General features: G+C 64.8%; 28 protein-coding genes, 1 other RNA gene and 1 riboswitch. Of the genes, 18 read left to right on the top strand and 11 right to left on the bottom strand.

From position 1 onward, the window contains the following. Positions 1-3: 3 nt before the first annotated feature. The 6 genes from B5D62_RS03620 to B5D62_RS03595 all read right to left on the bottom strand — a co-directional run bounded on the left by B5D62_RS03620 (position 4) and on the right by B5D62_RS03595 (position 3,357). Positions 4-762, bottom strand: a complete 759-nt coding sequence (locus tag B5D62_RS03620) for a YebC/PmpR family DNA-binding transcriptional regulator (protein ID WP_085932431.1) — start codon at positions 760-762, stop codon at positions 4-6. Between the two features lie 300 nt (positions 763-1,062). Further along, positions 1,063-1,869, bottom strand: a complete 807-nt coding sequence (locus B5D62_RS03615; RefSeq protein ID WP_085932430.1) for a TIGR00282 family metallophosphoesterase — start codon at positions 1,867-1,869, stop codon at positions 1,063-1,065. A gap of 3 nt (positions 1,870-1,872) precedes the next feature. Continuing rightward, positions 1,873-2,448 carry a 5-formyltetrahydrofolate cyclo-ligase gene (locus B5D62_RS03610; protein WP_085932429.1) on the bottom strand — a complete coding sequence of 192 codons (576 nt, stop codon included), beginning with the start codon at positions 2,446-2,448 and terminating at the stop codon, positions 1,873-1,875. 19 nt (positions 2,449-2,467) lie between these two features. Next, a non-coding RNA gene (gene ssrS, locus B5D62_RS03605) (6S RNA) lies at positions 2,468-2,626 on the bottom strand. Positions 2,627-2,682: 56 nt separating this feature from the next. After that, entirely contained in the window at positions 2,683-3,015 is a 333-nt protein-coding gene (locus B5D62_RS03600) for a cell division protein ZapA (RefSeq protein WP_085932428.1), read from the bottom strand. Between the two features lie 108 nt (positions 3,016-3,123). Continuing rightward, positions 3,124-3,357, bottom strand: a complete 234-nt coding sequence (locus B5D62_RS03595) for a hypothetical protein (RefSeq protein ID WP_085932427.1) — start codon at positions 3,355-3,357, stop codon at positions 3,124-3,126. 212 nt (positions 3,358-3,569) lie between these two features. Between B5D62_RS03595 and tkt the strand changes: the two genes are divergently transcribed. Continuing rightward, positions 3,570-5,558 (top strand): transketolase, encoded by a 1,989-nt coding sequence (gene tkt / locus B5D62_RS03590; protein ID WP_085932426.1) that lies wholly within the window; start codon positions 3,570-3,572, stop codon positions 5,556-5,558. Positions 5,559-5,567: 9 nt separating this feature from the next. Then, positions 5,568-6,575, top strand: a complete 1,008-nt coding sequence (gene gap / locus B5D62_RS03585) for a type I glyceraldehyde-3-phosphate dehydrogenase (RefSeq protein ID WP_085932425.1) — start codon at positions 5,568-5,570, stop codon at positions 6,573-6,575. Between the two features lie 192 nt (positions 6,576-6,767). Here the strand turns inward: gap and B5D62_RS03580 are convergent, their stop codons facing one another. Then, positions 6,768-7,988 carry an MFS transporter gene (locus B5D62_RS03580; protein ID WP_085932424.1) on the bottom strand — a complete coding sequence of 407 codons (1,221 nt, stop codon included), beginning with the start codon at positions 7,986-7,988 and terminating at the stop codon, positions 6,768-6,770. A gap of 176 nt (positions 7,989-8,164) precedes the next feature. After that, positions 8,165-8,225: riboswitch (Fluoride riboswitch) on the top strand. A gap of 178 nt (positions 8,226-8,403) precedes the next feature. Between B5D62_RS03580 and crcB (B5D62_RS03575) the strand changes: the two genes are divergently transcribed. The 3 genes from crcB (B5D62_RS03575) (at position 8,404) to B5D62_RS03565 (ending at position 9,618) form a co-directional block, all read left to right on the top strand. Further along, a complete protein-coding gene (crcB, locus tag B5D62_RS03575; protein ID WP_085932423.1) occupies positions 8,404-8,820 on the top strand; it encodes a fluoride efflux transporter CrcB in 417 nt (138 codons plus the stop codon). Positions 8,821-8,897: 77 nt separating this feature from the next. Beyond that, a complete protein-coding gene (crcB, locus tag B5D62_RS03570; protein WP_231714709.1) occupies positions 8,898-9,263 on the top strand; it encodes a fluoride efflux transporter CrcB in 366 nt (121 codons plus the stop codon). Positions 9,264-9,276: 13 nt separating this feature from the next. Next, complete coding sequence (locus B5D62_RS03565; protein WP_085932421.1) at positions 9,277-9,618, top strand: DUF190 domain-containing protein; 342 nt, start codon at positions 9,277-9,279, stop codon at positions 9,616-9,618. 37 nt (positions 9,619-9,655) lie between these two features. Here the strand turns inward: B5D62_RS03565 and B5D62_RS03560 are convergent, their stop codons facing one another. Together B5D62_RS03560 and B5D62_RS03555 are read right to left on the bottom strand one after the other, a co-directional pair. Further along, positions 9,656-10,393 carry a GntR family transcriptional regulator gene (locus B5D62_RS03560; protein ID WP_085932420.1) on the bottom strand — a complete coding sequence of 246 codons (738 nt, stop codon included), beginning with the start codon at positions 10,391-10,393 and terminating at the stop codon, positions 9,656-9,658. Next, positions 10,374-11,663 carry a Zn-dependent hydrolase gene (locus B5D62_RS03555; protein ID WP_085932419.1) on the bottom strand — a complete coding sequence of 430 codons (1,290 nt, stop codon included), beginning with the start codon at positions 11,661-11,663 and terminating at the stop codon, positions 10,374-10,376. Before B5D62_RS03555 ends, B5D62_RS03560 begins: the two co-directional genes overlap by 20 nt. 90 nt (positions 11,664-11,753) lie before the next feature. Between B5D62_RS03555 and B5D62_RS03550 the strand changes: the two genes are divergently transcribed. The 8 genes from B5D62_RS03550 to B5D62_RS03515 all read left to right on the top strand — a co-directional run bounded on the left by B5D62_RS03550 (position 11,754) and on the right by B5D62_RS03515 (position 18,458). Then, on the top strand, positions 11,754-12,683 hold the full coding sequence (locus B5D62_RS03550; protein WP_085932418.1) for a polysaccharide deacetylase family protein: 930 nt from the start codon (positions 11,754-11,756) through the stop codon (positions 12,681-12,683). 70 nt (positions 12,684-12,753) lie between these two features. Then, complete coding sequence (locus B5D62_RS03545; RefSeq protein WP_218190931.1) at positions 12,754-13,872, top strand: ABC transporter ATP-binding protein; 1,119 nt, start codon at positions 12,754-12,756, stop codon at positions 13,870-13,872. Positions 13,873-13,891: 19 nt separating this feature from the next. After that, on the top strand, positions 13,892-14,911 hold the full coding sequence (locus B5D62_RS03540) for an extracellular solute-binding protein (protein WP_085932417.1): 1,020 nt from the start codon (positions 13,892-13,894) through the stop codon (positions 14,909-14,911). A gap of 46 nt (positions 14,912-14,957) precedes the next feature. Continuing rightward, on the top strand, positions 14,958-15,830 hold the full coding sequence (locus tag B5D62_RS03535; RefSeq protein WP_218190930.1) for an ABC transporter permease: 873 nt from the start codon (positions 14,958-14,960) through the stop codon (positions 15,828-15,830). Further along, on the top strand, positions 15,823-16,644 hold the full coding sequence (locus B5D62_RS03530; protein ID WP_085932416.1) for an ABC transporter permease: 822 nt from the start codon (positions 15,823-15,825) through the stop codon (positions 16,642-16,644). The genes B5D62_RS03535 and B5D62_RS03530 overlap by 8 nt, the downstream gene beginning before the upstream one ends. A 9-nt stretch (positions 16,645-16,653) precedes the next feature. Next, positions 16,654-17,127: an ureidoglycolate lyase gene (locus B5D62_RS03525; protein WP_170920768.1), complete on the top strand. Its 474-nt coding sequence runs from the start codon at positions 16,654-16,656 to the stop codon at positions 17,125-17,127. A gap of 78 nt (positions 17,128-17,205) precedes the next feature. Continuing rightward, positions 17,206-17,538, top strand: a complete 333-nt coding sequence (locus B5D62_RS03520) for a hypothetical protein (RefSeq protein WP_085932414.1) — start codon at positions 17,206-17,208, stop codon at positions 17,536-17,538. After that, complete coding sequence (locus B5D62_RS03515) at positions 17,535-18,458, top strand: allantoinase PuuE (RefSeq protein WP_085932413.1); 924 nt, start codon at positions 17,535-17,537, stop codon at positions 18,456-18,458. The genes B5D62_RS03520 and B5D62_RS03515 overlap by 4 nt, the downstream gene beginning before the upstream one ends. Before the next feature lie 10 nt (positions 18,459-18,468). On the opposite strand, the gene B5D62_RS03510 is transcribed toward B5D62_RS03515, so the two are convergent. After that, complete coding sequence (locus tag B5D62_RS03510; protein WP_085933507.1) at positions 18,469-19,803, bottom strand: MFS transporter; 1,335 nt, start codon at positions 19,801-19,803, stop codon at positions 18,469-18,471. A 224-nt stretch (positions 19,804-20,027) separates the two neighbouring features. Here B5D62_RS03510 and B5D62_RS03505 point away from each other — a divergent pair, with 224 nt between their 5' ends. The 5 genes from B5D62_RS03505 to B5D62_RS03485 all read left to right on the top strand — a co-directional run bounded on the left by B5D62_RS03505 (position 20,028) and on the right by B5D62_RS03485 (position 24,302). Beyond that, positions 20,028-20,948 carry a class I fructose-bisphosphate aldolase gene (locus B5D62_RS03505; RefSeq protein ID WP_085932412.1) on the top strand — a complete coding sequence of 307 codons (921 nt, stop codon included), beginning with the start codon at positions 20,028-20,030 and terminating at the stop codon, positions 20,946-20,948. 329 nt (positions 20,949-21,277) lie between these two features. Further along, positions 21,278-21,778: a hypothetical protein gene (locus tag B5D62_RS03500; protein WP_139373708.1), complete on the top strand. Its 501-nt coding sequence runs from the start codon at positions 21,278-21,280 to the stop codon at positions 21,776-21,778. Positions 21,779-22,154: 376 nt separating this feature from the next. After that, positions 22,155-22,808 carry a LysE family translocator gene (locus B5D62_RS03495; RefSeq protein WP_085932410.1) on the top strand — a complete coding sequence of 218 codons (654 nt, stop codon included), beginning with the start codon at positions 22,155-22,157 and terminating at the stop codon, positions 22,806-22,808. Positions 22,809-22,854: 46 nt separating this feature from the next. Next, on the top strand, positions 22,855-23,658 hold the full coding sequence (locus B5D62_RS03490) for a substrate-binding periplasmic protein (RefSeq protein ID WP_085932409.1): 804 nt from the start codon (positions 22,855-22,857) through the stop codon (positions 23,656-23,658). Positions 23,659-23,711: 53 nt separating this feature from the next. Beyond that, positions 23,712-24,302 (top strand): thiamine phosphate synthase, encoded by a 591-nt coding sequence (locus B5D62_RS03485; protein WP_085932408.1) that lies wholly within the window; start codon positions 23,712-23,714, stop codon positions 24,300-24,302. Here B5D62_RS03485 and B5D62_RS03480 read toward each other — a convergent pair. Then, positions 24,283-25,875 (bottom strand): ABC-F family ATP-binding cassette domain-containing protein, encoded by a 1,593-nt coding sequence (locus B5D62_RS03480; protein WP_085932407.1) that lies wholly within the window; start codon positions 25,873-25,875, stop codon positions 24,283-24,285. The genes B5D62_RS03485 and B5D62_RS03480 overlap by 20 nt on opposite strands. Positions 25,876-25,881 lie beyond the last annotated feature (6 nt).

The raw sequence follows: 25,881 nt of genomic DNA, 5'->3' as shown, positions 1-25,881 counted from the left end.
GCGTCAGGCCGCGAACTTCGCCAGAGCGTCGTCCGACAGCTCGAAATTGGCGTAGACGTTCTGCACGTCGTCGTTGTCCTCGAGCGCCTGGATCAGGTCCAGCAACGTCTGGGCCGCGTCGCCCTCGACCGGAGTCGTGGTCTTCGGGCGCCACATCAGCTTGGCGGAGGACGGCTGGCCGAGCGACTTCTCGAGTGCCTCGCGCACCGTGTTGAAGCTCTCCTGGGCGCAGTAGATTTCATGCGCCGCATCCTCGCCCTCGCCGCTGACGACATCGTCGGCGCCGGCCTCGATCGCCTTCTCCATCACCTCGTCGGCGGTTCCGACCTTGAGAGGAAAGCGGAACTCACCCATGCGATCGAACATGAAGGAGACGCTGTTCGACTCGCCGAGATTGCCACCGTGCTTGGCAAAGATCGACCGGATCTCACCGGCCGTGCGATTGCGGTTGTTGGTCAGAGCCTCGACGATCACCGCGACGCCACCCGGACCATAACCCTCGTACCGGACCTCGTCATAATTGGCGTCCGCCTCGTTGCCCGAGCCCCGCTTGATGGCGCGATCGATGGTGTCGCGCGTCATGTTGGCCTCGCGCGCCGCGATCATCGCGGCACGCAGGCGCGGATTGGCATTCGGGTCGGGAGAGCCGAGCCGGGCCGCGGTCGTGATTTCGCGGATCAGCTTGGTGAAGACTTTCGCCTTGGCCGCATCCTGCCGGCCCTTGCGATGCATGATGTTCTTGAATTGGGAATGGCCCGCCATGGCCCGAAACCAGATTAAGTGATGTGATGGGCCGCCTATACCACTTCTCGTGGGCTTTGGGAGTGTTAGAGACGCCCGAAACGGCCTGCGGCACAAAAAAAGGCGGGGGCCGAAGCCCCCGCTAAAAAACGTCGGAACCTAGATTCCGACGCCCCCTCTAACCTGAAGACAGTTCGCCAACGCGGCGAAAAACCGTTTAACATCAAAAGGATGCCGATTTTTCCCCAGACCGTCAACGGTCCTCTTCAGCCTACCCGTAATAGGTATAGTCGATGGTCGTGAGATACAAGATGCTGAAGATCACCCGGCTGGCGAGAGGCGGCCGCCGATCCGGATGGGCCGGATCGACCGGGCGCGGCCGGTCTTGTCGTCGGTTTCGACCAGGGCCGCGCACAAAGTCCCCTCTCCCTCGGCCGGCGACAACCGCTCGCCGGGGATCTTGCGGATGAAGCGCTGGACGGCGACGTCTTTCTTCATGCCAATGACCGAATCGTAGTCGCCGCACATGCCGACGTCGGTCTGATAGGCGGTACCGCCCGGCAGGATCCAGTGATCGGCGGTCGGAATATGGCTGTGCGTGCCCAGAACGGCAGAGGCACGGCCATCGCAATGGTGGCCCATGGACTGCTTCTCGCTGGTCGCCTCGCCATGAACGTCGACCAGGATGAACTGCGCGGACCGACCGAGGCTGTATTTGGCCAGTTCGGTATCGACCGCGCGGAACGGGTCGTCGATCGCATCCATGAACAGGCGGCACATGACGTTCATCACGACGATCTTGTGCCCGCGCGCCGTCTCGAAGACGTTGGAGCCCCAACCCGGCGTACCGGGCGGAAAGTTCACGGGACGCAGCAGGCGCTTGTCCTGAGCCAGATACGGAATGATGTCGCGCTGATCCCACACATGGTTGCCGGTGGTGATGCAGTCGACGCCGCCATTATGCAGCTCGGCGCAGATCTTGGCGGTGATGCCGAAGCCCGCCGCCGCGTTCTCGCCGTTGGCCACCACGAAATCCAGGCCGAGTTCGCGGCGCAGGCGCGGCACATTCTTGGTCACCGCGTCGCGCCCGGCCCGGCCGACAATGTCTCCACAAAACAAAACCTTCATATGTCAGACAAAGGCGCATGCGCGCCGATCGGTCAACAGCCAATCCAGCCGCTGGTCCTGCGGACCGTGCGGAACCTCCGCCACCAGCTGCGCATCGAAGCCGACGCCGATCGCCGTCACCGTGCTCTTCGCGCGCAGGGCCGCCAGCGTACGGTCGTAGAAGCCGCCGCCATAGCCCAACCGCCATCCCTCCTCGTCACAGGCGAGCAACGGCACCAGCAACACCTCCGGTTCGATCGCCTCCCGCTTCGCGGACGGATGCAAGGTCCCGAACACGCCGGCCTCGAGCGGATCGCCAGGCCGCCACGCCCGGAACAGAAGCCGCTGTCCCTTCCCTTGCACGACCGGCAAGGCGAGCTGGCAGCCCTGACCGGACAGTTCCATCAGCAATGGCCGGATGTCGATTTCCTCGCCGATCGGCCAGAAGCCCGAGACCACCGCAGGCGTCTCGACCAGCCGTTCGTGTCGGAACCGGGCCAGCAGGCCCTCGGCTGCCGTCCGGCGTTCCGCCTCCGGCAGCGCGGCACGCCAGGCCAACATGACGCTGCGCAAGGCGCGCTTGTCTTCAAGGAGAGTCATGGCAAGGGGAGCAAGGTGGGGCGGCTCCACGATGGGCCGTGGCCGCAAAAACCTCCAAGGCCTGCAAAAGCAGGTGGGCGCCGTGTGATCAAGGCCACAGCCAAGACCAGGAACAGCTCCCTGGAGATCTTTATTGGCCCCGGGGTTTTTAGGCGAACCACGCACCGCGCAGAATTCCGCCCCACAGCCAATCTAGGCATTCGGGGCGGCCGCTGCAATGCGGTGGCCAAAATCTCAGGCGGCGCCGCTAACCTTCTTCGACATCTTGTCGACGCGCGAGGTGATGAGTTCCTCGAGCGCCGTCGCCAACGTGTCGGCGCTGTCGCTGGCTGAAGCCCGCGCCGTCTCGGCCTGGCGAGCGATGCCGCGCGCCTCGCGGCTTTCGTCCGCCAGCAGCAACGCCGCGAACACCACCAGCTTGATCTCTGCAGCTCCCGGCATCTGCTTGCGCAGGTCGGTCACCTTCTCGTCGACATAAGCGGCAAGTTCCTGGACGCGTGCTTCCTCACCCTCGCCACAGGCGAGCTCGTAGGTCCGATTGGCGATGTTGATCGACACGAGGGGCATGTCGTTGCTCCTGTTTATTGCGCCGTATCCGGCGTCTAGAGGGGAACCGACTTTACCTTGGCTTGCGCAGCAAGGCGAAGCTTGTCTGTTGATAAAGTCGCGCCGCCGTCAGTTCTGATCGGCGGCGAGAAGCGAGCGGATATATTCCATCGCGCGTTCGAGCCGGCCCTCGACCTCGGTCGCGACCCTCTTCAGTTCCTCGTGCTGCTGCTCGAGCTTGCCGAGTCGGGCGGTGAGTTCGTCGGCGCGCGCCTTTTCTGCGCGCAGCCGCTCTTCGACCATCGACTCCAGCCGGCTGAGCGCATCGTTCACCCGATCCTTGGCAGTGCCTGCCTTGGACATTGCTCCCCCAGCGAATTGCAGCTGCTCGCCCAATGGCGTCTGCTCCATACGGCAAGGATAAGTGGTGTGCCTGTGAGCGGTCAACATCTGGTCGCTTAGGGCCGTTACCACGCCCAATATCTTGGCATCGCATAAGCTTTTGCGCATTGACGTCTCTGGGGGTGGCCGTCATCTTGCGCGCCGTTCGAAAAACCATATGGCGCACGCATAAAATGACCGCTCAACCCGCCGCCAATCGCGACATGGCAAATGCCATCAGGGCCCTGGCCATGGACGCCGTTCAGCAGGCGGACTCCGGCCATCCGGGCATGCCCATGGGCATGGCGGATGTCGCCACGGTCCTGTTCTCGAAATTCCTGAAGTTCGATCCGACCGACCCGCACTGGCCCGACCGCGATCGCTTCGTCCTGTCGGCCGGTCACGGCTCGATGCTGCTCTATTCCCTGCTCTATCTCACCGGCTACCCGGACATGACGCTGGACGAGCTCAAGCATTTCCGCCAGCTCGGCAGCCGCACCGCCGGCCATCCGGAATACGGCCATGCCAGCGGCATCGAGACGACGACCGGTCCGCTGGGCCAGGGCCTGGGCAATTCGGTCGGCTTCGCTTTCACCGAGCGGCTGCTGCGCCAGCGCTTCGGCGCCGACATCGTCGATCACTACACCTATGTCATCGCCGGCGACGGCTGCCTGATGGAAGGCGTGGGCCAGGAGGCGATCACGCTCGCCGGGCATCTTGGCCTCGGGCGCCTGATCGTGCTGTTCGACGACAACGGCATCTCGATCGACGGCCCGACCTCGCTCTCGACATCCGAGGATCACAAGAAGCGCTTCGCCGCCGCGGGTTGGCACGTGCAGTCGGTCGACGGCCACGATGCCGAGGCCGTGACGCGCGCCATCCGTAAGGCGCGGAACGTCACCGACAAGCCCTCGCTGATCGCCTGCAAGACCGTGATCGGCTTCGGCGCGCCCCATAAGCAGGGCACCGCAGCGGTCCATGGCGCGGCGCTCGGCAAGGACGAGGTCGCGGCGGCGCGCGAGGCGCTGGGCTGGACGGCGCCGCCGTTCGAGATTCCCGAGCCGATCTTCACCGCCTGGCGCAAGATCGGTACGCGCGGCAAGTCGGTGCGCCGCAAATGGCTGAAGCGCCATGCCGAAATGGGCGCCGAGGACCGCGCCGAGTTCGACCGCCGTCTCAAGGGTGATCTGCCGGCCGCGGTCAACGAGGCGGTGGTTGCCTTCAAGAACAAGATCGCGGCCGACAAGCCGTCCTGGGCCACGCGCAAGTCGAGCCAGGAAGTGCTCGAGGTGATCAACCCGGTGCTGCCCGACACGGTCGGCGGCTCGGCGGATCTGACCGGTTCGAACAACACCAAGACCGCGGGCCTGCATCCCGCAACCAAGGACGATCCGTCCGGTCGCTACGTCTATTATGGCATTCGCGAGCATGCGATGGCCGCGGCCATGAACGGCATGGCGCTGCATGGCGGCGTCATTCCCTATGGCGGCACCTTCATGGTGTTCACGGACTATTGCCGGCCGTCGATCCGCCTTTCGGCGCTGATGGGATTGCGCGTCATCTACGTGATGACTCACGATTCGATCGGGCTGGGCGAGGATGGTCCGACCCACCAGCCGGTGGAGCATCTGCCTGCCCTGCGCGCCATTCCGAACCTTCAGGTGCTGCGTCCGGCCGACGCGATCGAAACGGCGGAATGCTGGCAGTTGGCCCTCGAATCGAAGAAGACGCCCACGATCCTGATCCTCACCCGTCAGAACCTGCCGACCGTCCGCACGGCGGCCGAAAGCAATCTCTGCACCCGCGGCGCCTATCTCCTTGCCGGCGACGCCACCGCGCCGATTCGCCTGATTGCCTCGGGCTCGGAGGTACAGCTTGCCCTCGCGGCGCGCGATCTCCTCGCCCAGGACGGCCTCAATGCCGCCGTCGTATCGATGCCGTCGTGGGAACTTTTTGCCCAGCAGAGCGATAGCTATCGGCACGAAGTGATGGGCGGCGAGGGTACCATCCGCGTTGCCTGCGAAGCTGCCAGCGGCTTCGGCTGGGAGCGCTGGCTCGGCACCAAGGGGGCCTTCGTTGGCATGAAGGGCTTTGGCGCCTCGGCCAAGGCTTCCGATCTCTACAAGCATTTCGGCATCACGGCCGAAGCGATCGCCGCCGCGGCACGTCGCCTGGCGCAATAGGAGGAAGACATGGCAGTTCGGGTTGCAATCAACGGGTTCGGGCGTATCGGCCGCAACATCCTGCGGGCCATCATCGAATCGGGCCGCAAGGACATCGAAGTCGTCGCGATCAACGATCTCGGCCCTGTCGAGACCAACGCCCACCTGCTGCGCTTCGACTCCGTGCACGGCCGTTTCCCACACGATGTGAAGGTCGATGGCGACACGATCGATGTCGGCCGCGGCAAGATCAAGGTCACTGCGGAGCGCGATCCGTCCAAGCTGCCGCACAAGGAACTGGGCGTCGAGATCGCCCTGGAATGCACGGGCATCTTCACCAGCAAGGAGAAGGCCTCGGCCCACCTCGCCGCCGGCGCCAAGCGGGTGCTGGTGTCCGCCCCCGCCGACCATGCCGACCTCACCGTCGTCTACGGTGTGAACCACGACAAGCTCACCAAGGATCATCTCGTCGTCTCCAACGCCTCGTGCACGACCAACTGTCTGGCGCCGGTCGCCAAGGTGCTGAACGATGCGGTCGGCATCGACAAGGGGTTCATGACCACGATCCACGCCTACACCGGCGACCAGCCGACGCTGGACACGATGCACAAGGATCTCTACCGCGCCCGCGCCGCGGCGATGTCGATGATCCCGACCTCGACCGGGGCGGCGAAGGCCGTCGGCCTCGTCCTGCCGGAACTCAACGGTAAACTCGACGGCGTGTCGATCCGCGTGCCGACGCCGAACGTCTCGGTCATCGACTTCAAGTTCGTCGCCAAGAAGAAGACGGACAAGGACGAGATCAACAAGGCCGTGAAGCTCGCCGCCGCCAACCAGCTCAAGGGCATCCTCGGCTGGACCGATCAGCCCAACGTCTCGATCGACTTCAACCACGACAGCCACTCGTCGACCTTCCACATGGATCAGACCAAGGTCATGGACGGCACGCTGGTGCGCGTCATGAGCTGGTACGACAACGAGTGGGGCTTCTCCAACCGCATGGCCGACACGGCCGTGGCGATGGGCAAGCTGGGCTGAGGCATTTCCCGGGACCGCCGGGCCCCTCCCGTTAAATAAACGGGAAAAAAACGGGAGCGGGCCATTCAAGGCTCGGAACATCCAGGGCAGCGCGCGATCGGAATCCGGTCGCGCGTTTTTCTTTGCCTGTGTCGCAATGGAGTGCATGCCCGCAGCTTAAGTGCGGGCGGGTCCGATCCCCTATTCCGGTCGTCAATGGGCTGAGTCGGGCGAACGATCGGCCAGTCGGCCTCGAGCGGCAAACAGCCCCAGACCCGACACGACCGCGAACACAGCCCCGGTCAGGAACGTTCCCACCGGGCCGACGGCGTCCCAAAGCAAACCGGCAATCATGCTGGCCGCCAGCATCGCCAACCCGGTGACCAGATTGAAAACGCCATAGGCGGTGCCGCGCAGGTCCTGCGGAGCGGCATCGGCAACCAGGGCCGCCAGCACTCCTTGCGTAAAGGCCATGTGCAGGCCCCAAAGTACCGCACCAATGGCGATCCCCCAGGTGCTCGCCACGAATGCCAGCACGACATCGGCCGCGATCAGCGTGCAGATGCCGACGCCGAGCGGCATCACCCGTCCTGCCCGATCCGATACGGCGCCCGCAGGATAGGCCGCCAAGGTATAGGCAATGTTCATGACAACCATGACGGCGGGCACCAGCATAATGGGCAGGCCCACGCTTTGCGCCCTCAACACCAGGAAGGCTTCGCTGAAACGGGCCAGCGTGAAGACAACGGCGATGGCCGTGACCCACCAGAACGTGGTTCCGAGGCGCCTCAGTTCCGAAGGGCTGAGCGGGATCTTCATCGTACGGCGCGAGGCTGCAGGGGTCGCAGGCTCATGAACCGCAGTAACGATCAAAGCGAAGGCCAAAAAAGCGGGAACGACAGCAACCCAGAACACGGCGCGAAAATTGTCCGCCGTCAGCCACATCAGGGCGATCGCGAGAAGTGGTCCCGCAAACGCCCCGGCCGTATCGAGCGCCTGACGCAGGCCGAACGCCGCGCCGCGAATGTTCTCGGGCGAAATGTCGGCCACCAGGGCGTCACGCGGAGCGCCGCGAATGCCCTTCCCGACGCGATCGAGGAAGCGGGCGCCGACCAGCCACGCCACCGACGGCGCCAGCGGAAACAACGGCTTGGTGAGAGCGGCAAGGCCATAGCCCAGCGCGGCCAGGAGCTTGCGCTTGCCCAGCCAGTCGGAAAGCGCCCCGGAGAATATCTTGGTGATCGATGCCGTCGCCTCGGCCAGCCCCTCGATCAACCCGACCGTTGCCATGGAGGCCCCCAGCATCGTCACCAGATACACGGGCAGCAGCGCGTGGATCATCTCCGACGAGACATCCATCAACAGGGACACGAAACCCAGCGCCCACACTCCGCCGGGAATATCGCGGAGAGAGGCCGGCAACCGGGCCTTCATTGCTGCCTTTTGCGGAATGACGACGCGGGCCAAATCAACATCTCCACGCAAACGGAAAGCAGTATGCACCCAGCTCCGGCGCCACGCGAACAGCTCGGCGATCGAGTCCTGTCGCCACTCAGGAAGCGATCTTCGCAAGTCTTTTTGACGGACCTGCAGCGTCGCGGTAAATTTTCGAACCCGATGGGGATGGGGTCCCCCGACAACCGCCGCGAGGCTGATGACTCCTACCGTACACCTCGTAGCGGTGGGAGATGGCATGGCTGAAGTCTGGGCACGAACGACGATCGCGAGATGGCGCTTGGTTTGGCGCCGATTTCCGCAAGCTCACCGTGTCGACGCCACGGAAGTTCCAGCGCAGACGGGCTTGGCGCCTGAAAATCCGGCTGATAGAGCCTGAAGTCACGCAAGCACCATGTCCAATTTTACCGAATTTCTCGCGGGCAGTGCGCTCGTGGCAGTGGGGGCGACGCTCGGAACACCTGCCCGCTTTTTCGTTTCCGGTGTCATCGCGCGCCGCTTTGGCGAGACCATTCCATGGGGAACGCTGGTCGTGAACGTGAGCGGCTGCCTGGTCATGGGGTTGGTCGGCGCCATCGCCAGCCTCCAAGGGCTTTCCGCCGGTTCGGCTTTCTGGTTGCTGGCCGCTACCGGCTTCCTCGGCAGTTACACGACCGTATCGTCATTCGCGCTCCAGACACGCGGGCTGCTGCGCGATGGCGAGAACCGGCTGGCTTTGGGATACGTCACCCTGTCGCTGCTCCTGTGCCTGGGGGCCGTTGCCGCGGGATTTCGGCTCGCCATCTGGTCGCTGACGGGGCATCCGCAATGACGACGCAAGAACGCAACGTTCAGGCCGCCATGAGACGGAGAGCAGCTTTCGTCGATGGACTCACCCTGTATCTTGCCGTGATCGTGGGCGGCATTCTTGGCAGCCTGGCCCGCTGGATCGTGGCGTTGGTTCTCCCCGCGACGCTCGGCGGGCTACCATGGCCGACATTATTCGCAAACGTTACGGGATGCTTTGTCATCGGCTTCTTCGCCGCTTTGACTGGCCCGAGCGGGCGATTGTTCATCGGCCCCAAGAGCAGGCAGTTCGTCATGACCGGCATTTGCGGCGGATACACGACCTTCTCGGGCTTCAGCCTCGAAATGCTGCGCTTTGTGTCCGCCGGCGATGTACGCTCCGCGGCGATCTACCTGATCGTCTCCATTGTGGCATGGCTGTCCGCGGTTTGGGTCGGCGAAACACTGGCGGAGCGGATCAACAACTAAGAGGGGGCAACAGATGCAACTTCCCAAACAGGCCCAGTTGCTTCGCATCTTTATCGGCGAAAGCGACAAGCACGACGGCAAACCGCTGTACGAGGCGATTGTCCTGAAGGCCCGAGAAATGCACATGGCTGGCGCAACGGTGCTGCGAGGCGGGCTCGGCTTCGGCCATTCCAGCCACCTTCACACCTCCAAGATCCTGAGGTTGTCGGACGACCTGCCACTGATCGTCGAGATCATCGACAATCCGGACCGGATCGGCGAGTTCCTGCCAGTCCTCGATGGCATGATGAACAGTGGGCTCGTCACGCTGGAGAACGTTCAGGTGCTTCAGTACGGCACCGAGCCCGTGACCTGAGGGCGGCAGCGCGCCCGGCATCGGGTCTGATATGAGCCTAGGCGCGGGACCTGATCGGTGAAACATCCCGGAACGCCTCGTCCAGGCTGACCGTTTGCGCTGCTGGTCGCGTCGACTGCAGCGCCACCAGGCCGTGCAGATGCGCCAGCATGAGCTTGCTCGCCCGTTCCGGCTTGCCGTCGAGGATCGCTTGGACGATGTCGCCGTGCTCGTGCGGGCCGGCGCAGTCGTGCAGGCGCTGAGGGGCGGCGAGCGAGAAATGCATGGTCGAGCGCGTGAGCAGGCCGCGCAGCAGCTTAGTCAGTTCCTCGTTATCGCAGAGTTCGGCCAGCAGGATGTGAAACTCGCCTGAAAGGGCGAACAGCCGCCCGCGATCGTTTCGGCGATTAGCCGTGCGCTCTTCGGCGATATGCGCCTTCAGGCGCTGCATGACCTGTGAACCGGGTCGGTCGCTCAACCGCCGCACGATCGCCTCTTCCAGCATGGTGCGCACATCGTAGATGTCGCGCATCTCCTCGACCGACAAGGCCGGGACGAACGTTCCACGATTGGGCACCGCCGTCAGCCAGCCCTCGTGAACAAGGCGATGCAACGCCTTGCGCACGCGCTCCCGACTCACTTTCAGCACGCGGGCCAGCACGGGTTCCTGAAGCTTGGTTCCAGGCGACAGCCGCCCCATATGCATGACGCGCCGGATGGCACCGTAAACCGCCTCGTCGGCGGCAACATCGCCCTTGCGACCTCGTGCTGCCGGTTTACGCGGCCGCGGTGCCATCGAGATCCTCTACAGCGGCCACCAGCAGCTTGAGCCCCAGGGCGAAGTCGACGAGATCCATCGCCTCGTGCGGGTTGTGACTGCCATGGTCGTTGCGCACGAAGATCATCGCCGTCGGCACGCCGCAATTGCCGAACACCGCGGCATCGTGACCGGCGCCGCTGGCGATCGGCATTGCCGGGATGCTGAGGCCGCGGGCCAGCGCCTCCAGGCGCCGCCGCAAATCCGGATCGATGGGGCCCGGCAAGGCATTGGTAAAGGCGCCGAGATCGATGGACACGCCGCGCCGCGTGCCGATCGCGATCGCGATCGCGCGCAGCCGACGATCGATTTCCAGCAGCACCGCATTGTCCTCGCTGCGGATGTCCATCGTGAACCAGACCTCGCCCGGGATCTTGGTCATGGTATGGACGTCTGTGTCGGTATGGAAACGCCCCACGGTCGCAACGAGATCCCTGCCCGCCGTCTCCTCTTCACTCCAGAGCTGCTCAAGCCGATGCGCGAATTCCGCGCCGGCGAACACGGCGTCGCGTCGCGATTCGCGCGGTTCGGCACCGGCATGGCCGTAACGACCCGACACATGACAATCCCGATAACGCAGGTTCCCCCGGATACCGGTGACGATTCCGACCGGAAGCCCCTTCTGCATCAGGAGCGGCCCTTGCTCGATATGGAGTTCCAGGAAGCAGCGGATCGCACTTGCCTCCAGTTGCGGTTGACGCGCCCGGATGCGCTCCGGCTCGAATCCCGCCTCGGCCATGTGCTGCGCCAGCGTGCGGCCCGTGTCGGGCCGCCGACACCGATCGAGAGCTTCGGGCTCCAGCAGGCCGAAGGCGGCGCGGCTGCCGATATAGGGCGCCGAAAACCAGGACAGTTCCTCCGCTCGCACGCCCATCACCGTGATGTCCTGCCGAGGCTGCCGGCCGGACCGGCGCCAACGCGCCAGCATCGCCATGCCGGCGACGACGCCGGCCGCGCCATCGTAGTTGCCGCCTTCGGGCACCGAGTCGAGATGGGAACCGGTCATGATGGCCGGCCGCGACCGGTCCCGTCCCGGCAGCGTCAGATAAAGATTGCCGGCGGCGTCGATGCGTTCCTCGAGCCCCAGGTCCCGACCGATGCGTCGCATCAGATCGTGCGCCATCTGCTCGCCTTCGCCGTAGGAGGCGCGCGTCACCCCCAGACGGGTCCTGGAATGCTGGCGCAGATGATCGAACCACTGTCCGGCGAGCGCCACCTCCGCCGCCAGGTCGGTCGCGAGGTCAGCCATGTGGAGAACAACGAATGAGCATTTCTTGAGTCTTGGTAAAATAATGTGCACATTACGTCAAGTTATGTGCACATTTTTGGCCGGTGAGTGATGACCGATCTTCCCAACAGCCGTGACCTCGTAGGCTATGCCGATGCGCAGCCGGCCTGGAAGTTGCCGAACGGTGCGGCCCTTGCCGTGTCGCTGGTCATCAATTTCGAGGAAGGCGCCGAACTGGCCGTGAGCGACGGCGATCCCGCCAGTGAGCGGGTGTCGGAAATCGTCAGCGTGGTGCCGCCGGGCCGCTGGGATCAGGGCACCGAGCAGATCTTCGCCTACGGCATGCGGGCGGGCATCTGGCGCATGCTCGAGGCGCTGCGGCGCCACGATCGGAAGATCACCTTCTATATGTGCGGCCGCGCCGTCCAACGCGTGCCACAGATCGCACGTCGCATCGTCGATGCCGGCCACGAAGCGGCGTGTCATGGCTGGCTGTGGCGCCCCCATGCCGATTACGACACTCCCGAGGCCGAGCAGCATGACCTGCAACGGTGCGTCGATGTCATCGAGGCGGCGACGGGCCAGCAGCCGCAGGGCTTTTTCTGCCGTGGCAGCGAGAGCCCGTGGACGCGGCCATTGCTGCGTCGGCTCGGCTTTTCCTACACCAGCAACGGCTTCGACGATGACCTGCCCTACTGGGATGCGACAGAACCTGCCGATCCGCTTCTCGTCCTGCCCTATGCACTCGACAGCAACGACATGAAGTTCTTCCATCCCAATGGCTTCGTCGGCGCCGACGAGATGGTCGCTTATGTGCGCGACGCCATCGACGTACTGCTGGCCGAAGGTGAAGCCGGGCACCCGAAGCTTCTCAATATCGGCTTCCATCTGCGGATAGCCGGACGTCCTGGCCGTTTTGCTGCCTTCCAGCGCGTCCTCGCCTTGCTCGACAGCTATGGTGACCGGCTCTGGGTCGCCCGCCGCATCGACATTGCCCGTTCATGGCAGTCGCAGTTCCCGGCAGCGACGACAGGCCGATGACGGCAAACCGAAAGCAACGTGCATATCCTTGGCACGACGCTTGCGTTGCGGGCCTCAGGAGGCAAGCGGCTTGCAATCGACCCTGACCGACATCGCGACGGCAATGGCCGGTCCACCGCCCGGACGAACACTCGACGTCGAGGATCTGGCCGTCCGCTATGGTGCATCGCTTGCCGTCGATGGCGTCACCTTGGCCATCGAGCCAGGCGAGGTCGTGGCACTGCTGGGTCCTTCCGGTTGCGGCAAGACCACGTTGCTGCGGGTGATCGCCGGATTCGTGCGGCAGGCCTCCGGCCGTGTGCGTGTCGATGGCGCCGTGATCGATCACCTGCCGGCCAACCAACGCAACATCGGCATCGTCTTCCAGAACTACGCCCTCTTCCCGCATATGACGGTGGCGGAGAATGTAGCGTACGGCCTGCGGGCGCGCGGCATGCGCGGCAACGAAGTCAAGACTCGCGTCACGCGCGCCCTCGACACGGTCCAGCTTGGCACCTTCCTCGATCGCCTGCCGCGGCAGCTCTCCGGCGGTCAGCAGCAGCGCGTGGCCATCGCCCGCGCGCTCGCCGTCGAACCCTCCATCCTCCTGCTCGACGAACCGTTCGCCGCACTCGATCGCAACCTGCGCCTCGACATGCAGATCGAAGTGAAGCGCCTGCAGCGCACCCTTGGGCTCACCACCATCCTGGTGACGCACGACCAGGACGAGGCGATGAGCGTCTCCGACCGCATCGCCGTCATGAACAAGGGCAAGGTCGAGCAGTTCGACACGCCCGTCGCCGTCTACGATCGCCCCAAGACGCTGTTCGTGAACAGTTTCATCGGCACCACCAACCTGCTGTCCGGCAAGCTCGCGGTGCGCGAAGGGGACGAGGTCATCGTCTCGCTCGATGCCGGCGCCTTGCTGCGCTTGCCGGCTCCCGGCGATCTCTCGATCGGCGAGCCGGTCTTGCTGTCGGTCCGGCCCGAGCAGCTCACGCTCTGCAGCACGCCTCGTCCGGACAACTGGCGCGTCGAACCCGGCCTCAGCCTGCCGCTGGGGGGCCAACTCGTGCACGAGGTCCGGGCCGGCGACGGTGCGGTACTCAAGATCGTCGAGCCGCGCCGCGGCGTGTCCTCGGAACCGAATCGAATCTTCTGCGGCCTCGCTCCCGATGCCCGCCCCGCCTTGTTCCCGCGTGCCACCTGACAAACACGGAGATACGACGATGTTCACCCGCAGACGCGTGCTTGCCGGCGCCACGGCCCTGGGCGGCGCCGCTCTTCTTCCCACCATCGCCGCGGCCAAGGGCGGCCTCACGGCGGCGATCTATCCCGGTACGTGGGAAGACGCCTATCGCGCCATCGTGATCCCGGCGCTCAAGAAGACCTACGATGTCGATCTCGAATTGCAGCCGCTGTTCGCGGTCGACGAGGTCGCCAAGGCCAAGGCCGCGCGCGGCGCCCCGCCCTTCGACTGCTTCGTGCTCGATCCCGGCCCGCGCATCACCGCGATCGAGGCGGGCCTGTTCGAGAAGTTCGACGGCAAGAAGCTCAGCAACGCCTCGAAGGTTCCGTCCGCCTTCATCGACGAATGGGGCATCTGCGTCGGCGCGCAGGTCGTGGGCATCGCCTACAACCCGAAGAAGCTGCCCGCTCCCAAGGGCTGGAAGGACCTGCTGACCGATCCTTGGGTGTCGCGCCTCGGCATCACCGGCTTCCAGACCACCTTCGGTACCGTATCGCTGATCGAGATCGCCAAGCAGTTCGGGGGATCGGAGACCAACATCGATCCGGCCCTGGTCGAGCTGAAGAAGGTGCTGCCCAAGATCGCCGCGGTCGGCCAGCCGGCGGCGATGCCGGGCCTGTTCCAACAAGGCCAGTGCGACGTGATGTACACCAACACCCAGACCGTCGCGACGCTGAAGGGCAAGGGCGTCGATATCGAGTTCGTAAAACCGGAGTCGGGTGCGGTCGCCTTCTACACCACGCTGCATATCGCCAAGGGATCGGACGCGATCGATAACGCCTACAAGTATTTCGACACGGTGGTGAGCACGCCGGTCCAGGAAGCGCTGACCAAGCCGCCCTACAACTTCCTGCCCGCCAACAAGGACGTGCCGATCCCGCCCGACCTGCCGATGAAGAGCCTGGACGAGATGTCGACCTACGTCCTGCACGACTGGGCCAAGATCAACCCGCTGCGCGCCGGCTGGATCGAGAAGTTCAACAAGGAAATGGCGAAGTGACAGGCAGCGAGACCTCCTTTCGCGGTCAGGAAAGCTCCCTCCGCCGATGAAGACGGCGCTGGCCCTCCGCATGAAGGGCGCAGGATACCTGGGCGAGTGGCAGCTCGCGCTGCCGCTCACCTTGGCCTTTGCCTCGTTGTTCCTGGCACCGCTGCTGCTGCTGTTCGGCGTGAGCTTCTTCAACGACGACAAGCTCACCGAACCGGGGCTCGCGCAGTGGGGCAAGTTCTTCGGCGATCCGTTCAACTACAAGGTGATCGCCGATACCCTGCTGCTGGGGGTGAAGACCGTGGCGGCCACGGTCCTCGTCGGTTATCCGCTGGCGCTGGTCTTCATCGACCTGTCGGCCCGGCTGCAGCGGGTGCTGCTGTTCGTCATCGTCATGCCGCTGCTTCTGTCGGTCGTGGTGCGCACCTTTGCCTGGATCGTCGTGCTGGGCCACGAAGGGCTGATCAACACGCTGCTGCTCAGGCTCGGCCTCATCGGCGAGCCGCTGAAGCTGCTGCAGACCGAGCTCGGCCTCGTGATCTCGCTGACCCAGATCGAGATGCCGCTGATGCTCCTGCCGCTGATCAGCGTCATGTCGCGCCTTGAGCCCAACCTGCGCGATGCGGCGGCGGCGCTGGGCGCCTCGCGCTGGCGTACGCTCTTCACCGTGATCGTGCCGCTCAGCATGCCCGGCCTCGTCGCCGGCTGCCTGCTGGTGTTCGCCAGCTCCACCACCGCCTTCATCTCGCAGACCGTGATCGGCGGCGTCCGCCTGATCTACCTGCCGCTGGTGATCTGGCAGCAGTCGCTGGTGGTCTTCAACTGGCCGCTGGCTGCCGTCGCCTCGATGGCGCTGCTGGTCTCGATCCTCACGGTCGTGGCCGCCCTGTCCTATCTCGGCCGCCGCGCCAGCGGAGCGATCCATGGCTAGGCGGCGCAGCTTCGGCGACATCTCCTACGGCATTGTCATCGGCGGGCTGGCGCTGCTCGCGCTCGTCATCATCGTGACGCCGGTGGTCGTCGTGCTGCTGATGTCGTTCGGCGAAGGCCAGTCTCTGAAATTCCCGCCGACCGGCTTCACCTTCAGATGGTACGCCGAGCTGTTCGACGCCAGCCAATCGCGCCAGATCCACCGCGCCGCCGGCAACTCTCTGGAAGTCGCCGCCCTCTCGACGTTGTTCGGTGCTGTTCTGGGAGCGATGGGCGCGCTCGGCCTCGCCCGCAGCCGCAGCAGGATGGCGCGGGCGGCCGACAGTTTCTTCCTCTCGCCGTTGGTCCTGCCCGGGATCGCCTTCGGCCTGGCGGCGCTGATGTACTTCACCCTGGTCGGGCTGCGGCCCTCGCTCGGCCTGATCATCGCCGGCCACATGATCGTCACGGTGCCCTTCATCGTCCGCACCACCGCCGCCAGCCTGTCGCAACTCGATCCGGCACTGAACGATTCCTCGCAAAGCCTCGGCGCCTCATGGTTCTATACGCTACGCCGGGTCACGCTGCCGTTGATCGCGCCCGGCATCGCCGCCGGCGCCTTCCTCGCCTTCATGTCGTCGATCGACAACGTGCCGGTGTCGCTGTTCCTCTCGACCGCCCGCACCGACATGCTGCCGATCCGCATGTGGGGCATGATGGAGTCCTCGCTCGATGTGCGGATCGCCGCCATCTCCGGAGTCTTGATTGCGGCCGCCTTCCTGCTGATGCTGTTCATGGAATGGACGGTGGGCCTCACCCGCCGCATGCGTGAGTAGGAGCAAGTGTTGGACATCATTGCGCAGCCTTTGACCCAGGCGGAGTTCGCCCCGTTCGGTGACGTCATCGACGTGCCGGCCGAGCCCGGGCGCAAATATTACGAGGAGGCCCTCGGCAATCTGCGGCCCCAGGCCAGGCCCAGCCTGTCGGTCAGCCTTCGTCCGGAGACGCCCGACCGCCCTCTGCGCGCCGAGCTGCTGGAGCGGCACGAGTTCTCGTCCCAGACCTTCATGCCGCTCGATGTCGGGCGCTGGCTGGTGATCGTGGCCCCGCATGCCGCGACGGGCGGCCCGGATGTCGGCCAGGTCAAGGCCTTCATCGCCAACGGCCGCCAGGGAGTGACCTACAGGCCCAATACCTGGCATCACGGCCTGACCGTGCTCGACCGTCCGGGCCGTTTCGCCGTCTTCATGTGGCGCGACGGCAGCAAGGGCGACGAGGAGTTCGTGCCGGTCGAGCCCTTCACCGTTCGCATTCCGTGAATTCAGCCACGATCGATGACTGAACCAGCGCTTCGACTTCGCTTCGCTCCGCCTGGGGCCGCGGATAGTCTGAATGTCATGGGCTCGCCCCTCATCCTGATCCGGGACTGGCGCACCACCAAGGCGGCGCTCGAGAAGGCGCGTGCCGAGGGCACCTCGCCGACGCTGGTCACGCCTGAGGACGCGGCCGCCTTCTATGGCGCAGGCTATCTCGCCGCCTTGCAGGAACGGGCGCGGCGCGAATTCCCCGATATCGCCTTCAGGCTGGTCGTCGACTGCGGCGACGCGCCGGGCTGGGCGCTCGCCTGCCTGCGCGCCGGCGTGAAGGTGATCTCGATGGATCCTTTGAACGACAAGATCGCAGATATCGCCCGCCAGATGGGCGCCGAGCTGGTAAGGAGACCGACATGAGCTGGCAACCGACGCGCGACTTCCGCGGCTACGGCGCGACGACGCCCGATCCAAAATGGCCCGACGGCGCGCGCGTCGCCGTCAACTTCGTCATGAACTACGAGGAAGGCTCGGAGCCGTCGGTGCAGGATGGCGAAGGCTACACCGAGACCGGCCTCACCGAATCGACGACCTCCTCGATGGGGCTGAAGGGTCGCGATCTCGCCGGCGAGGGCATGTTCGAATATGGCAGCCGCGTCGGCTTCTGGCGCCTGATGCGTGCCTTCCAGGAACGCGGGCTGCCCATGACGGTGTTCGGCTGCGCGCTCGCCCTGGAGCGCAACCGGGATGCCGCAGAGGCGATCAAGCAAGCCAAGTTCGACGTCTGTTGCCACGGCTGGCGCTGGGTCAAGCACTTCGACCTCACCGAAGCCCAGGAGCGCGAGCATATCGCCAAGGCGGTGAAGTCCCTGGAACAGACCGTGGGCGAGCGCCCTGCCGGCTGGTATTGCCGCTATGGACCCAGCGTCAATACACGCCGGCTGCTGCTGGAGCATGGCGGCTTCACCTACGATTCGGATTACTACGGCGACGAGCTGCCGTTCTGGCAGACGGTCGAGGGCAAGCCACACCTGATCGTGCCCTACTCGCTCACCAACAACGACGGCAAGTATGCGGGCCAGATGTCGACCGCCGACCAGTGGTTCAGCTTCGTCAAGGACGCCTTCGATGTGCTCTATCGTGAAGGTGCGACGCAGCCCAAGATGATGTCGATCGGCATGCATATGCGCATCATCGGTCATCCCGCGCGCGCCGCCGGCCTGTGGCGCCTGCTCGATTACCTGCAGGCCCAGAAGGGCGTGTGGATCACCCGCCGCATCGACATCGCCAACCACTGGAAGGCGACACATCCCTATCCCGGCAAAGGGCTGAACGAATAGCCAGGGAGCGCTACGCCTTCGCCGCCGCCAGCTCGCGCGCTCGCGCCCGTCCGGCCACCATCCGGACCTTGCCCGGAGCGGCGCGCCAGATGGCGACGATCGAGACCAGGCACAGGCCGATCGAGAGCATGAAGGCGCCGGCGTAGCTGCCGGTCCAGTCGTGCACCACGCCGGCGACCAGCGGACCGGCGGCGCCGCCGGCGATCATCGATACCGCCACCAGGCCGAAGATGGCGCCGAAGGCCGGCCCCTCGAAGATCTCGACCACGATCGGGCCCATGACGGACGTCATGGCGTAGCCCAGCAGCCCCTGCGAGACGACCATGGCGTAGAGCAGCGGCTGAGACGGTCCGGCCGCGAGCGCCAGCAGCGCCGCATAGCAGAGCGCGAAGCCGATGCTGGTGATGGTCCAGACGATCTCGCGTCCGAGCCGGTCCGACAGCGCGCCCAGGAAAATCTGGCCCGGCACGCCGACCATGGCCACCAGCCCCAGAGCCCAGGCCGCCTTCATCGGGCTGAAGCCAACCTCGATGAGATACTTGGTCTGATGGACCTGTACGGCGTACCAGACGAAGCCGCCGCAGAAATAGCCGAGCACGATCCACCAGAACCGGCCGGTCCGAACGGCGCGCGCCACCGTCCAGTCGATCCCTGTCCAGGCCGGATCGGCGATGTTGGATATTCTGCGCGTCGCGCCGCTGCCGGAGGCGTCGTCGCCATCGGGATGCAGGCCGAGATCCTGCGGCCGCTTGGCGACGATCAGGTTGATCGGCAGCAGCACGACGAGCGTGAGGATGCCGAGTGTCCGGCACGACGTCCGCCACCCCTCGTACAGGATGATCGCCTGCAGCCACGGCAGGATCAGGATGGCGCCAACGCCGGCGCCGGCAAAGGCGACGCTGATGGCCAGCGCGCGACGGCGCACGAACCAGTTCGGCAGATATTGCGACTGCGCCGTGAAGGTCATGCAGTTGGCGCCGCCGCCGACCAGCACGCCGAGCGTCGCATAGAGCTGCCAGGGCGACTCGATCAACGTGGCCCCCAGCAGCCCCGCGGCCGTGATCACCACTCCGATCTCGATCACGAAGCGGGGCCCGCGGCGATCCATCAGGCGCCCGATCACCGGACTGATCACGGCCGAAATCAGGAAGCCGAAGGAGAACGCGCCCGCCGCCAGGCCGCGGTCCCAGCCGAACTCGTCGACGATCGGGGGAAACATCAGCGAGAAGGCCGTGCGGGCCGTCACCCCCAGCGCCACGGTGACGAAGGCCACCGCGACGATCACCCAGCCGTAGAAAAACGGCAGGCGCGCCGCCAGACGCGCCGAGGCAGGACTATTTTGCATCGAGACCGTTCCCATCCCATTCCACCGGGGAATGCACACATTTGTCACGCCGGCCATTTCGCCCGGCGCGTCGTCAATCTTTGCGGCCTTCTAGGTCGATCCTGCCGGCGCCGAAGGCAACGACGTCGGAGGTAGTTGACCGGCTCCGGGGCTTGAACGGACAGCCTGTCGCCGCTATCACCGGCGCCGATTTGTCCCGCAATGGACCAAATGGGAGCCCGGACGTGAAGATCACCCGCACCGTCAAGAAGATCCTCGACAACTACGAGAGCGATTGCCCCGGCACCAAGGCGAACCTCGCCCGCATGCTGATGCACGGCAAGCTGGGCGGCACGGGCAAGATGGTGATCCTTCCGGTCGATCAGGGCTTCGAGCACGGCCCGGCCCGCTCCTTCGCCCCCAATCCGGACGCCTACGATCCGCATTATCACTACCAGCTCGCGATCGATGCCGGCTTGAACGCCTATGCTGCCCCGCTCGGCATGCTGGAAGCCGGCGCCGACACCTTCGCCGGCGCCATCCCGACCATCCTCAAGCTCAATTCCGCCAACAGCCTGTCCACCAACAAGGACCAGGCCGTGACCGCGACGGTGCACGATGCGCTGCGACTCGGCTGCGCGGCGATCGGCTTCACGATCTATCCGGGCTCGGAAGACCAGTATGCGATGATGGAGGAGATCCGCGAGCTCGCCGAGGAGGCGAAGTCGGTCGGCCTCGCCGTCGTCATGTGGTCCTACCCGCGCGGCGGCAAGCTCGACAAGGCTGGCGAGACGGCGCTCGACGTCTGCGCCTATGCCGCCCATATGGCCGCCCTGCTTGGCGCCCACATCATCAAGGTGAAGCCGCCGACCAACGTGCTGTGGCAGGCCGAGGCCAAGGCCGCCTACGAGAAGGCCGGCGTCGACACCTCGACCCTCGCGGCGCGCATCAAGCATGTCATGCAGGCGACCTTCAACGGCCGTCGCATCGTCGTCTTCTCGGGCGGCGAGGCGAAGGACCTCGAAGGGCTGTTCACCGAGATCCGCGGCCTGCGCGACGGTGGCGCCAACGGCTCGATCATTGGCCGCAACACCTTCCAGCGCCCGCGCGAACAGGCGCTCGACATGCTCGAGAAGATCATCGGCATCTATCAGAACAAGATGTAGGGAAAGCATATTTATAGGCTTTGAAGCGGTCTTGGGTGACACTCTGGGCAATCATTGCCCCGGCTGATCGCCCCTCCCGACCGTCCCGCCAGCGTAATGAAGGGCTCGACTGAATGGTCGGGCCCTTTTCATTTGAGGGCTCGCTGGCCGTCCGCGTTGCGCGCCAAGCCGTGATTTCGACGAAGCAGCCGGCCGGCCGCCGCGAACTGTTCTTTGCCCTGTTCTCCAGAAGGTGGCGCCGCTGTGAGCGATCGCAGCCCTAATCGATCTACTCAGAATACTGTAGCATGGCCATGCACCCATGCCTTCGACGCATCAAGGATGACCCAATGACGACTGCCGGTAGTGATTCGACTGTCCAACCTTTTTACCGGCTGATCGCGGCCATTGTCACATTCTGCTCGCTAGGCGTCCTCTCAGGGTGCTCAAGTTCGATGAAGATCGGCCCCGAAGCGGTCGCCGGCCTTGCCCCCAGCGGCACGGTCGACATGAATGAGGTTCAGGTCGCCTATATTGGCAGCGGAGGAGGCGGCACTGGAACGCTGTTTTATCGCGGCAACACCTATACCTTTCAGATCGCCGGCTTGGGTGTCGGCGGAATCGGCGCGTCTACCATTGACGCGAAGGGCGAGGTCTACAAGCTCAATAACCTGTCGCAATTTCCGGGTGCCTATGCGCAAGGCCGCTACGGGTTTGCACTCGGCTCCACCAGCGGGGGTGATCTGTGGATGCAGAACGAGTCAGGCGTGATCATGCATTTGAAGGCAAAGCGTGAGGGTCTCATGCTCAGCCTCGGCGGGGATGCTGTAGTGATTTCTATGAACCGGTAAGGGTGCAATTAACGCAGCACTGTTGCCTATGCGAGGGCTGCGAACACGCCGTCCTCGCCTTGGCGTCGACTGGACACGGGACGGGAGAAGCGACGACAACCATCGTCGCGCCAACGGCAAACGTAGTCGCTCGTTCTATTTGTGCGCTCGGCGTTTTTCGGCATCTTTCTCGGCAACCCATGCCCTTATGGCCCTCTCGTTAAGGTCCAAACCTTCCCGAGCTGGGCAGCGCTCGGAATCCCCGCCCGGCTGACCGCGCCCACGGATGCCATCGCCAGCGCGGGCGACGGCAGTGCCGGCCCACCATTCCGCGTGACATTGCCGGCGCGAAATCCCTAGATGTCAGCAGGATGACAGTGCGCAAGGAGCCTCGATCGTGGAGTTCGTTCCCAATCTGCTGACGCTGGCCGGCATGCATATCCTGGTGGCGATGCTGCCGGGCCCGAACACCGTGGTGGTGGGTTGGTTGTCCGCAACGCGCTCCCGCTACGACGGGCTCCGGGCGGTTGCGGGGATCGTGCTGGCCACCCTGATCTGGGTCGTCCTGGCCCTGTGGGGCGTCGGCGCCGTTCTTGTCGAAGCAGGCTGGCTCTATCGCTCGCTGCGGCTCCTGGGTGCCATCTATCTGATCTATGTTGGTGTTCGGATGCTCCGGGCCGGATGGCAACGCAAGTCCGAGACTCCGACGATCGAACAGCCAAGGTTCTCCAGCCGGCGTCCGTTCGTGACAGGCCTCTTCACCACGCTCAGCAACCCCAAGTCGGCGGTGTTCTGGACCAGCGCTTTCCTGGTCGCCGTTCCGTCCCATGCTCCCACCTGGTTCTACGTCGCCGTCATCGCGGTCATCGCGGTTCAATCGGTCCTTTGGTATGGCGGGCTGGCGCTGTTTTTCTCCACGGGTTTCGCCCGTCTGCAATATGTGCGGCTCGCACGCCGACTCGATGTCCTGGCCGGCGGGATCATGATCCTCCTTGGGCTGAAGCTGGCCGACGAGGTGCGCCGCGAACTCATGGTCAGAGCGGTGTCGTGAACGAGTGATCGGAACGTGTAGTAGCATCCGAAGACAGGCCGAGGACATGACGCCAGGACATCCATCGCGCCGCTGGGCCGCGAAGATGGTCGGCAGCATCGCCCTATCTCCGCTTGCCTTTCTGTCGGCCTGCGCATCCAAGGCCGACCGCGGTCCGACCCTGTCACCGGGCACGCTTCGGATCGGCACCTACTTCGTGAACCCGCCCTTTGAATATGTATCCGACGGACAGCGGATCGGGTTCGAAGTCGATCTCATGAATGAAATTGCCCGGCGACTGTCCCTCAGCACGGTGTTCGTGGACACCCAATGGGAAACGATCCTGCAAGAGATGCAGGCCGGGAAATACGACTGCATCGTGGGAGGCATCACGATCACGCCGCAGCGCCGACAGCTTCTCGCCTGGTCGACGCCCTACATGACGACCACCCTCAGCCTGGTCGTGAACGAACGCCGCGCGGCCCGGCTCCAGAGCCTCGCGGATTTCAAACATGCATCCGTCGGCGTCCAGGCGGCGACCACGGACGAGGACATTGCCAAGGTGATGCTGGCCCGTGGTGAGATCGGCAGCATCAAGGTCTATCCGTTCGCCAGGATCGCCGATGCCATGGTCGACCTTGCCGCCGGCCGGATCGATGCGGTCATGAAGGTCTATCCGGTTGCCGCCTGGCTGGCGCGACAAACGCCGGGCCTGCATATCGCCGCCCAGGTGCCCGACGACCCACAGCCACTGGGCATCGGCGTCTCCCGGAACAATCCGACACTTCTCGCGGCCATCGACAAGGCACTGGCCGAAATGCAAACCGACGGCGCCTATGTTCGACTTGCCCGGAAGTGGGGCGTGCCTTAACCCTTTCCCGCCTTTCTCCTCCCCCCTCTCCTCGAACCGACTGACGCAACGACGTGCCTCCTGCAGAAACCTGCCGCCTCTACCTCGTGTCCCCGGATCGCATCGACCATCCGGCACTCTTCGCCGCCGACCTGCGCGCTGCCCTCGACGGTGGCGATGTCGCGGCCTTCCTGCTTCGCCTGAAGGATGCCGACGACGGCACGATCGCGCGCGCCGCCGATACGCTGCGTCCGGTTTGCCAGCAGCGCGACGTGGCTTTCGTGCTGGCCGACCGACCCGATCTCGCCGTGAAGCTCGATTGCGATGGAGTCGAAGTCGGCGTGGAAGCCTGCGCCGACGCACGCCGGATCGTCGGCCCCGATCGACAAGTCGGCGTCGTTTGCCCCTCCTCGCGCCACCTCGCCATGGAAGCGGCGGAAGCGGGAGCCGACTATGTCGCCTTCGCCGCCGCCGATCTCGACCTGATCGAATGGTGGAGCGGCTTGTTCGAGGTTCCCTGCGTGGCGACCGGCAACGTCACCATCGACACGGCCAGGCCGCTGATCGCCGCCGGCGCCGACTTTCTCGCCATCGGTAACGACGTGTGGGAGCACAAGGACGGACCACAGGCAGCGGTCCGGGCCTTCAACGCGCTGCTTTCGTAAGTTCGATCCGGCGCGAGATGCCGACGGAAGCAAGGAACGCCTCGTCGTGACTGACGACCAGTAAGGCACCGTCATAGGCGCGCAGGCCCGCCTCCACCGCTTCAATCGAGTCGAGGTCGAGGTGATTGGTGGGCTCGTCGAGGATCAGCAAAGGCGGCGGCGCCTTGCCTCCCAGGACACAGGCAAGACCGGCTCGCAGCATCTGACCTCCGCTAAGCCTGGAAACGATCTGCAGCGCCGCGTCGGCACGGAACATGAAGCGGGCCAATGCAGCGCGGCAGCCGTTCTCGTCGGAAGCGGGATTGAGTCGCAGGAAGTTGTCGCGGATGGAGGCCTGGCGATGGAGCAAGCTCACCTGCTGGTCGAGCAGCGCGAACGGTGTCTCGATACGCACTCGCCCGTTCCAAGGCTTCAATGCCCCGGTCACCACTGAAAGCAGCGTGGTCTTTCCTGTCCCGTTCGCCCCGGCGATGGCAACGCGCTCCGGCCCGACGATCGAGAATGTCATATCGCGCAAAATCGGCCGATCCGGTTCGTAGCCGACGGTGACACTGTCGACATGCAAGATCGTCTTGGCCGCCGGCAGGCCCGTAGATGCGAAGACGACCGATAAGGGCTGAAGCACTTCGATGCGCCGGCGCGCTGCCGCAACCTCCTCCAATGCCGTGGTGCGGCGGCGCTCGGCCAGCCGTGCCTGTTCGCCGCCCGTGTTCTCGCTATTACTTCTCAAGGTATTCATCTGGATTCGCGGCATGTCGCCTTTGGCGCGCTTCCGTTTGCCGGCGCTGTCCCGGCGCGCCTGGCGTTCTGCCGTATCCTGGGCGCGGCGTGCCAGCTCACCTGCACGGCGCTCGGCGTCGGCAAGATCGTGCTGCGCTGCTGCCAGTTCCGTTCCCTTGCGCGCGCGATAATGGCTCCAGTTGCCGCCATAGACGGTAGCGCCAAGCGTGGTCAGCTCCACGATCGTATCCATCGTCTCGAGAAGCGCGCGATCATGGCTGACAACGATCGCTCCGGAACGCCAGCCGGCCAGAAGCTCAATAACCGCTGCACGACCTTCACGGTCGAGATTGTTGGTGGGTTCATCGAGCAGGATGAAATCCGGTTCGTCGAAGACGAGCGCCGCCAAGCCGACGCGCGTGCGCTGCCCACCGGACAGACACGCCAAATCGGCCTCCGGCGGGACATCGAGGCCGAACCGCACTAGCGCAACCGTCATGCGCGTCTCGAGTGTCCAGTCCGCGCGTTCAAGCTCTTCCGCGGTCGCTTCGCCATGCTCGGTCCGACGCAGCAACGCCAAATCGTCCCGAACGCCAAACAGATCGGCAACGGTCCGCCCTGCTTCCACCTGAACGGCCTGGCGCAGCACGCTGGTTGTGCCGCTTACGGTGACTGAACCGACCTGTGGCGACAATTCACCCGACACGAGCTTGAGCAGAGTGCTCTTGCCCACACCGTTACGGCCGATCAGGCCGGTGCGGCGACTATCGAAACTGAGATCGAGATCGGAAAGGAGCGGCCAGCCGTCAGGCGTGGACCAGGTGATCCCTGAAAGAACGATCGAAGCGGACATGACGAC

The organism is Enhydrobacter aerosaccus, assembly GCF_900167455.1.
Lineage (GTDB): Bacteria > Pseudomonadota > Alphaproteobacteria > Reyranellales > Reyranellaceae > Reyranella > Reyranella aerosaccus.
This window is presented reverse-complemented; position numbering and strand designations above follow the sequence as displayed.

What these genes read in the sequence shown, in the direction of transcription:
- B5D62_RS03490 (WP_085932409.1), top strand. Translation starts at nt 22,855, where the DNA reads ATGACGCCAGGACATCCATCGCGCCGCTGGGCCGCGAAGATGGTCGGC.
- B5D62_RS03615 (WP_085932430.1), bottom strand. Translation starts at nt 1,869, where the DNA reads ATGAAGGTTTTGTTTTGTGGAGACATTGTCGGCCGGGCCGGGCGCGAC.
- B5D62_RS03595 (WP_085932427.1), bottom strand. Translation starts at nt 3,357, where the DNA reads ATGTCCAAGGCAGGCACTGCCAAGGATCGGGTGAACGATGCGCTCAGC.
- crcB (WP_085932423.1), top strand. Translation starts at nt 8,404, where the DNA reads ATGTCCAATTTTACCGAATTTCTCGCGGGCAGTGCGCTCGTGGCAGTG.
- tkt (WP_085932426.1), top strand. Translation starts at nt 3,570, where the DNA reads ATGACCGCTCAACCCGCCGCCAATCGCGACATGGCAAATGCCATCAGG.
- B5D62_RS03600 (WP_085932428.1), bottom strand. Translation starts at nt 3,015, where the DNA reads ATGCCCCTCGTGTCGATCAACATCGCCAATCGGACCTACGAGCTCGCC.
- B5D62_RS03480 (WP_085932407.1), bottom strand. Translation starts at nt 25,875, where the DNA reads ATGTCCGCTTCGATCGTTCTTTCAGGGATCACCTGGTCCACGCCTGAC.
- B5D62_RS03500 (WP_139373708.1), top strand. Translation starts at nt 21,278, where the DNA reads ATGACGACTGCCGGTAGTGATTCGACTGTCCAACCTTTTTACCGGCTG.
- B5D62_RS03540 (WP_085932417.1), top strand. Translation starts at nt 13,892, where the DNA reads ATGTTCACCCGCAGACGCGTGCTTGCCGGCGCCACGGCCCTGGGCGGC.
- B5D62_RS03555 (WP_085932419.1), bottom strand. Translation starts at nt 11,663, where the DNA reads ATGGCTGACCTCGCGACCGACCTGGCGGCGGAGGTGGCGCTCGCCGGA.
- B5D62_RS03560 (WP_085932420.1), bottom strand. Translation starts at nt 10,393, where the DNA reads ATGGCACCGCGGCCGCGTAAACCGGCAGCACGAGGTCGCAAGGGCGAT.
- B5D62_RS03620 (WP_085932431.1), bottom strand. Translation starts at nt 762, where the DNA reads ATGGCGGGCCATTCCCAATTCAAGAACATCATGCATCGCAAGGGCCGG.
- B5D62_RS03565 (WP_085932421.1), top strand. Translation starts at nt 9,277, where the DNA reads ATGCAACTTCCCAAACAGGCCCAGTTGCTTCGCATCTTTATCGGCGAA.
- B5D62_RS03510 (WP_085933507.1), bottom strand. Translation starts at nt 19,803, where the DNA reads ATGCAAAATAGTCCTGCCTCGGCGCGTCTGGCGGCGCGCCTGCCGTTT.
- B5D62_RS03520 (WP_085932414.1), top strand. Translation starts at nt 17,206, where the DNA reads ATGGGCTCGCCCCTCATCCTGATCCGGGACTGGCGCACCACCAAGGCG.
- B5D62_RS03515 (WP_085932413.1), top strand. Translation starts at nt 17,535, where the DNA reads ATGAGCTGGCAACCGACGCGCGACTTCCGCGGCTACGGCGCGACGACG.
- B5D62_RS03530 (WP_085932416.1), top strand. Translation starts at nt 15,823, where the DNA reads ATGGCTAGGCGGCGCAGCTTCGGCGACATCTCCTACGGCATTGTCATC.
- B5D62_RS03550 (WP_085932418.1), top strand. Translation starts at nt 11,754, where the DNA reads ATGACCGATCTTCCCAACAGCCGTGACCTCGTAGGCTATGCCGATGCG.
- B5D62_RS03535 (WP_218190930.1), top strand. Translation starts at nt 14,958, where the DNA reads ATGAAGACGGCGCTGGCCCTCCGCATGAAGGGCGCAGGATACCTGGGC.
- B5D62_RS03610 (WP_085932429.1), bottom strand. Translation starts at nt 2,448, where the DNA reads ATGACTCTCCTTGAAGACAAGCGCGCCTTGCGCAGCGTCATGTTGGCC.
- gap (WP_085932425.1), top strand. Translation starts at nt 5,568, where the DNA reads ATGGCAGTTCGGGTTGCAATCAACGGGTTCGGGCGTATCGGCCGCAAC.
- B5D62_RS03580 (WP_085932424.1), bottom strand. Translation starts at nt 7,988, where the DNA reads ATGAAGGCCCGGTTGCCGGCCTCTCTCCGCGATATTCCCGGCGGAGTG.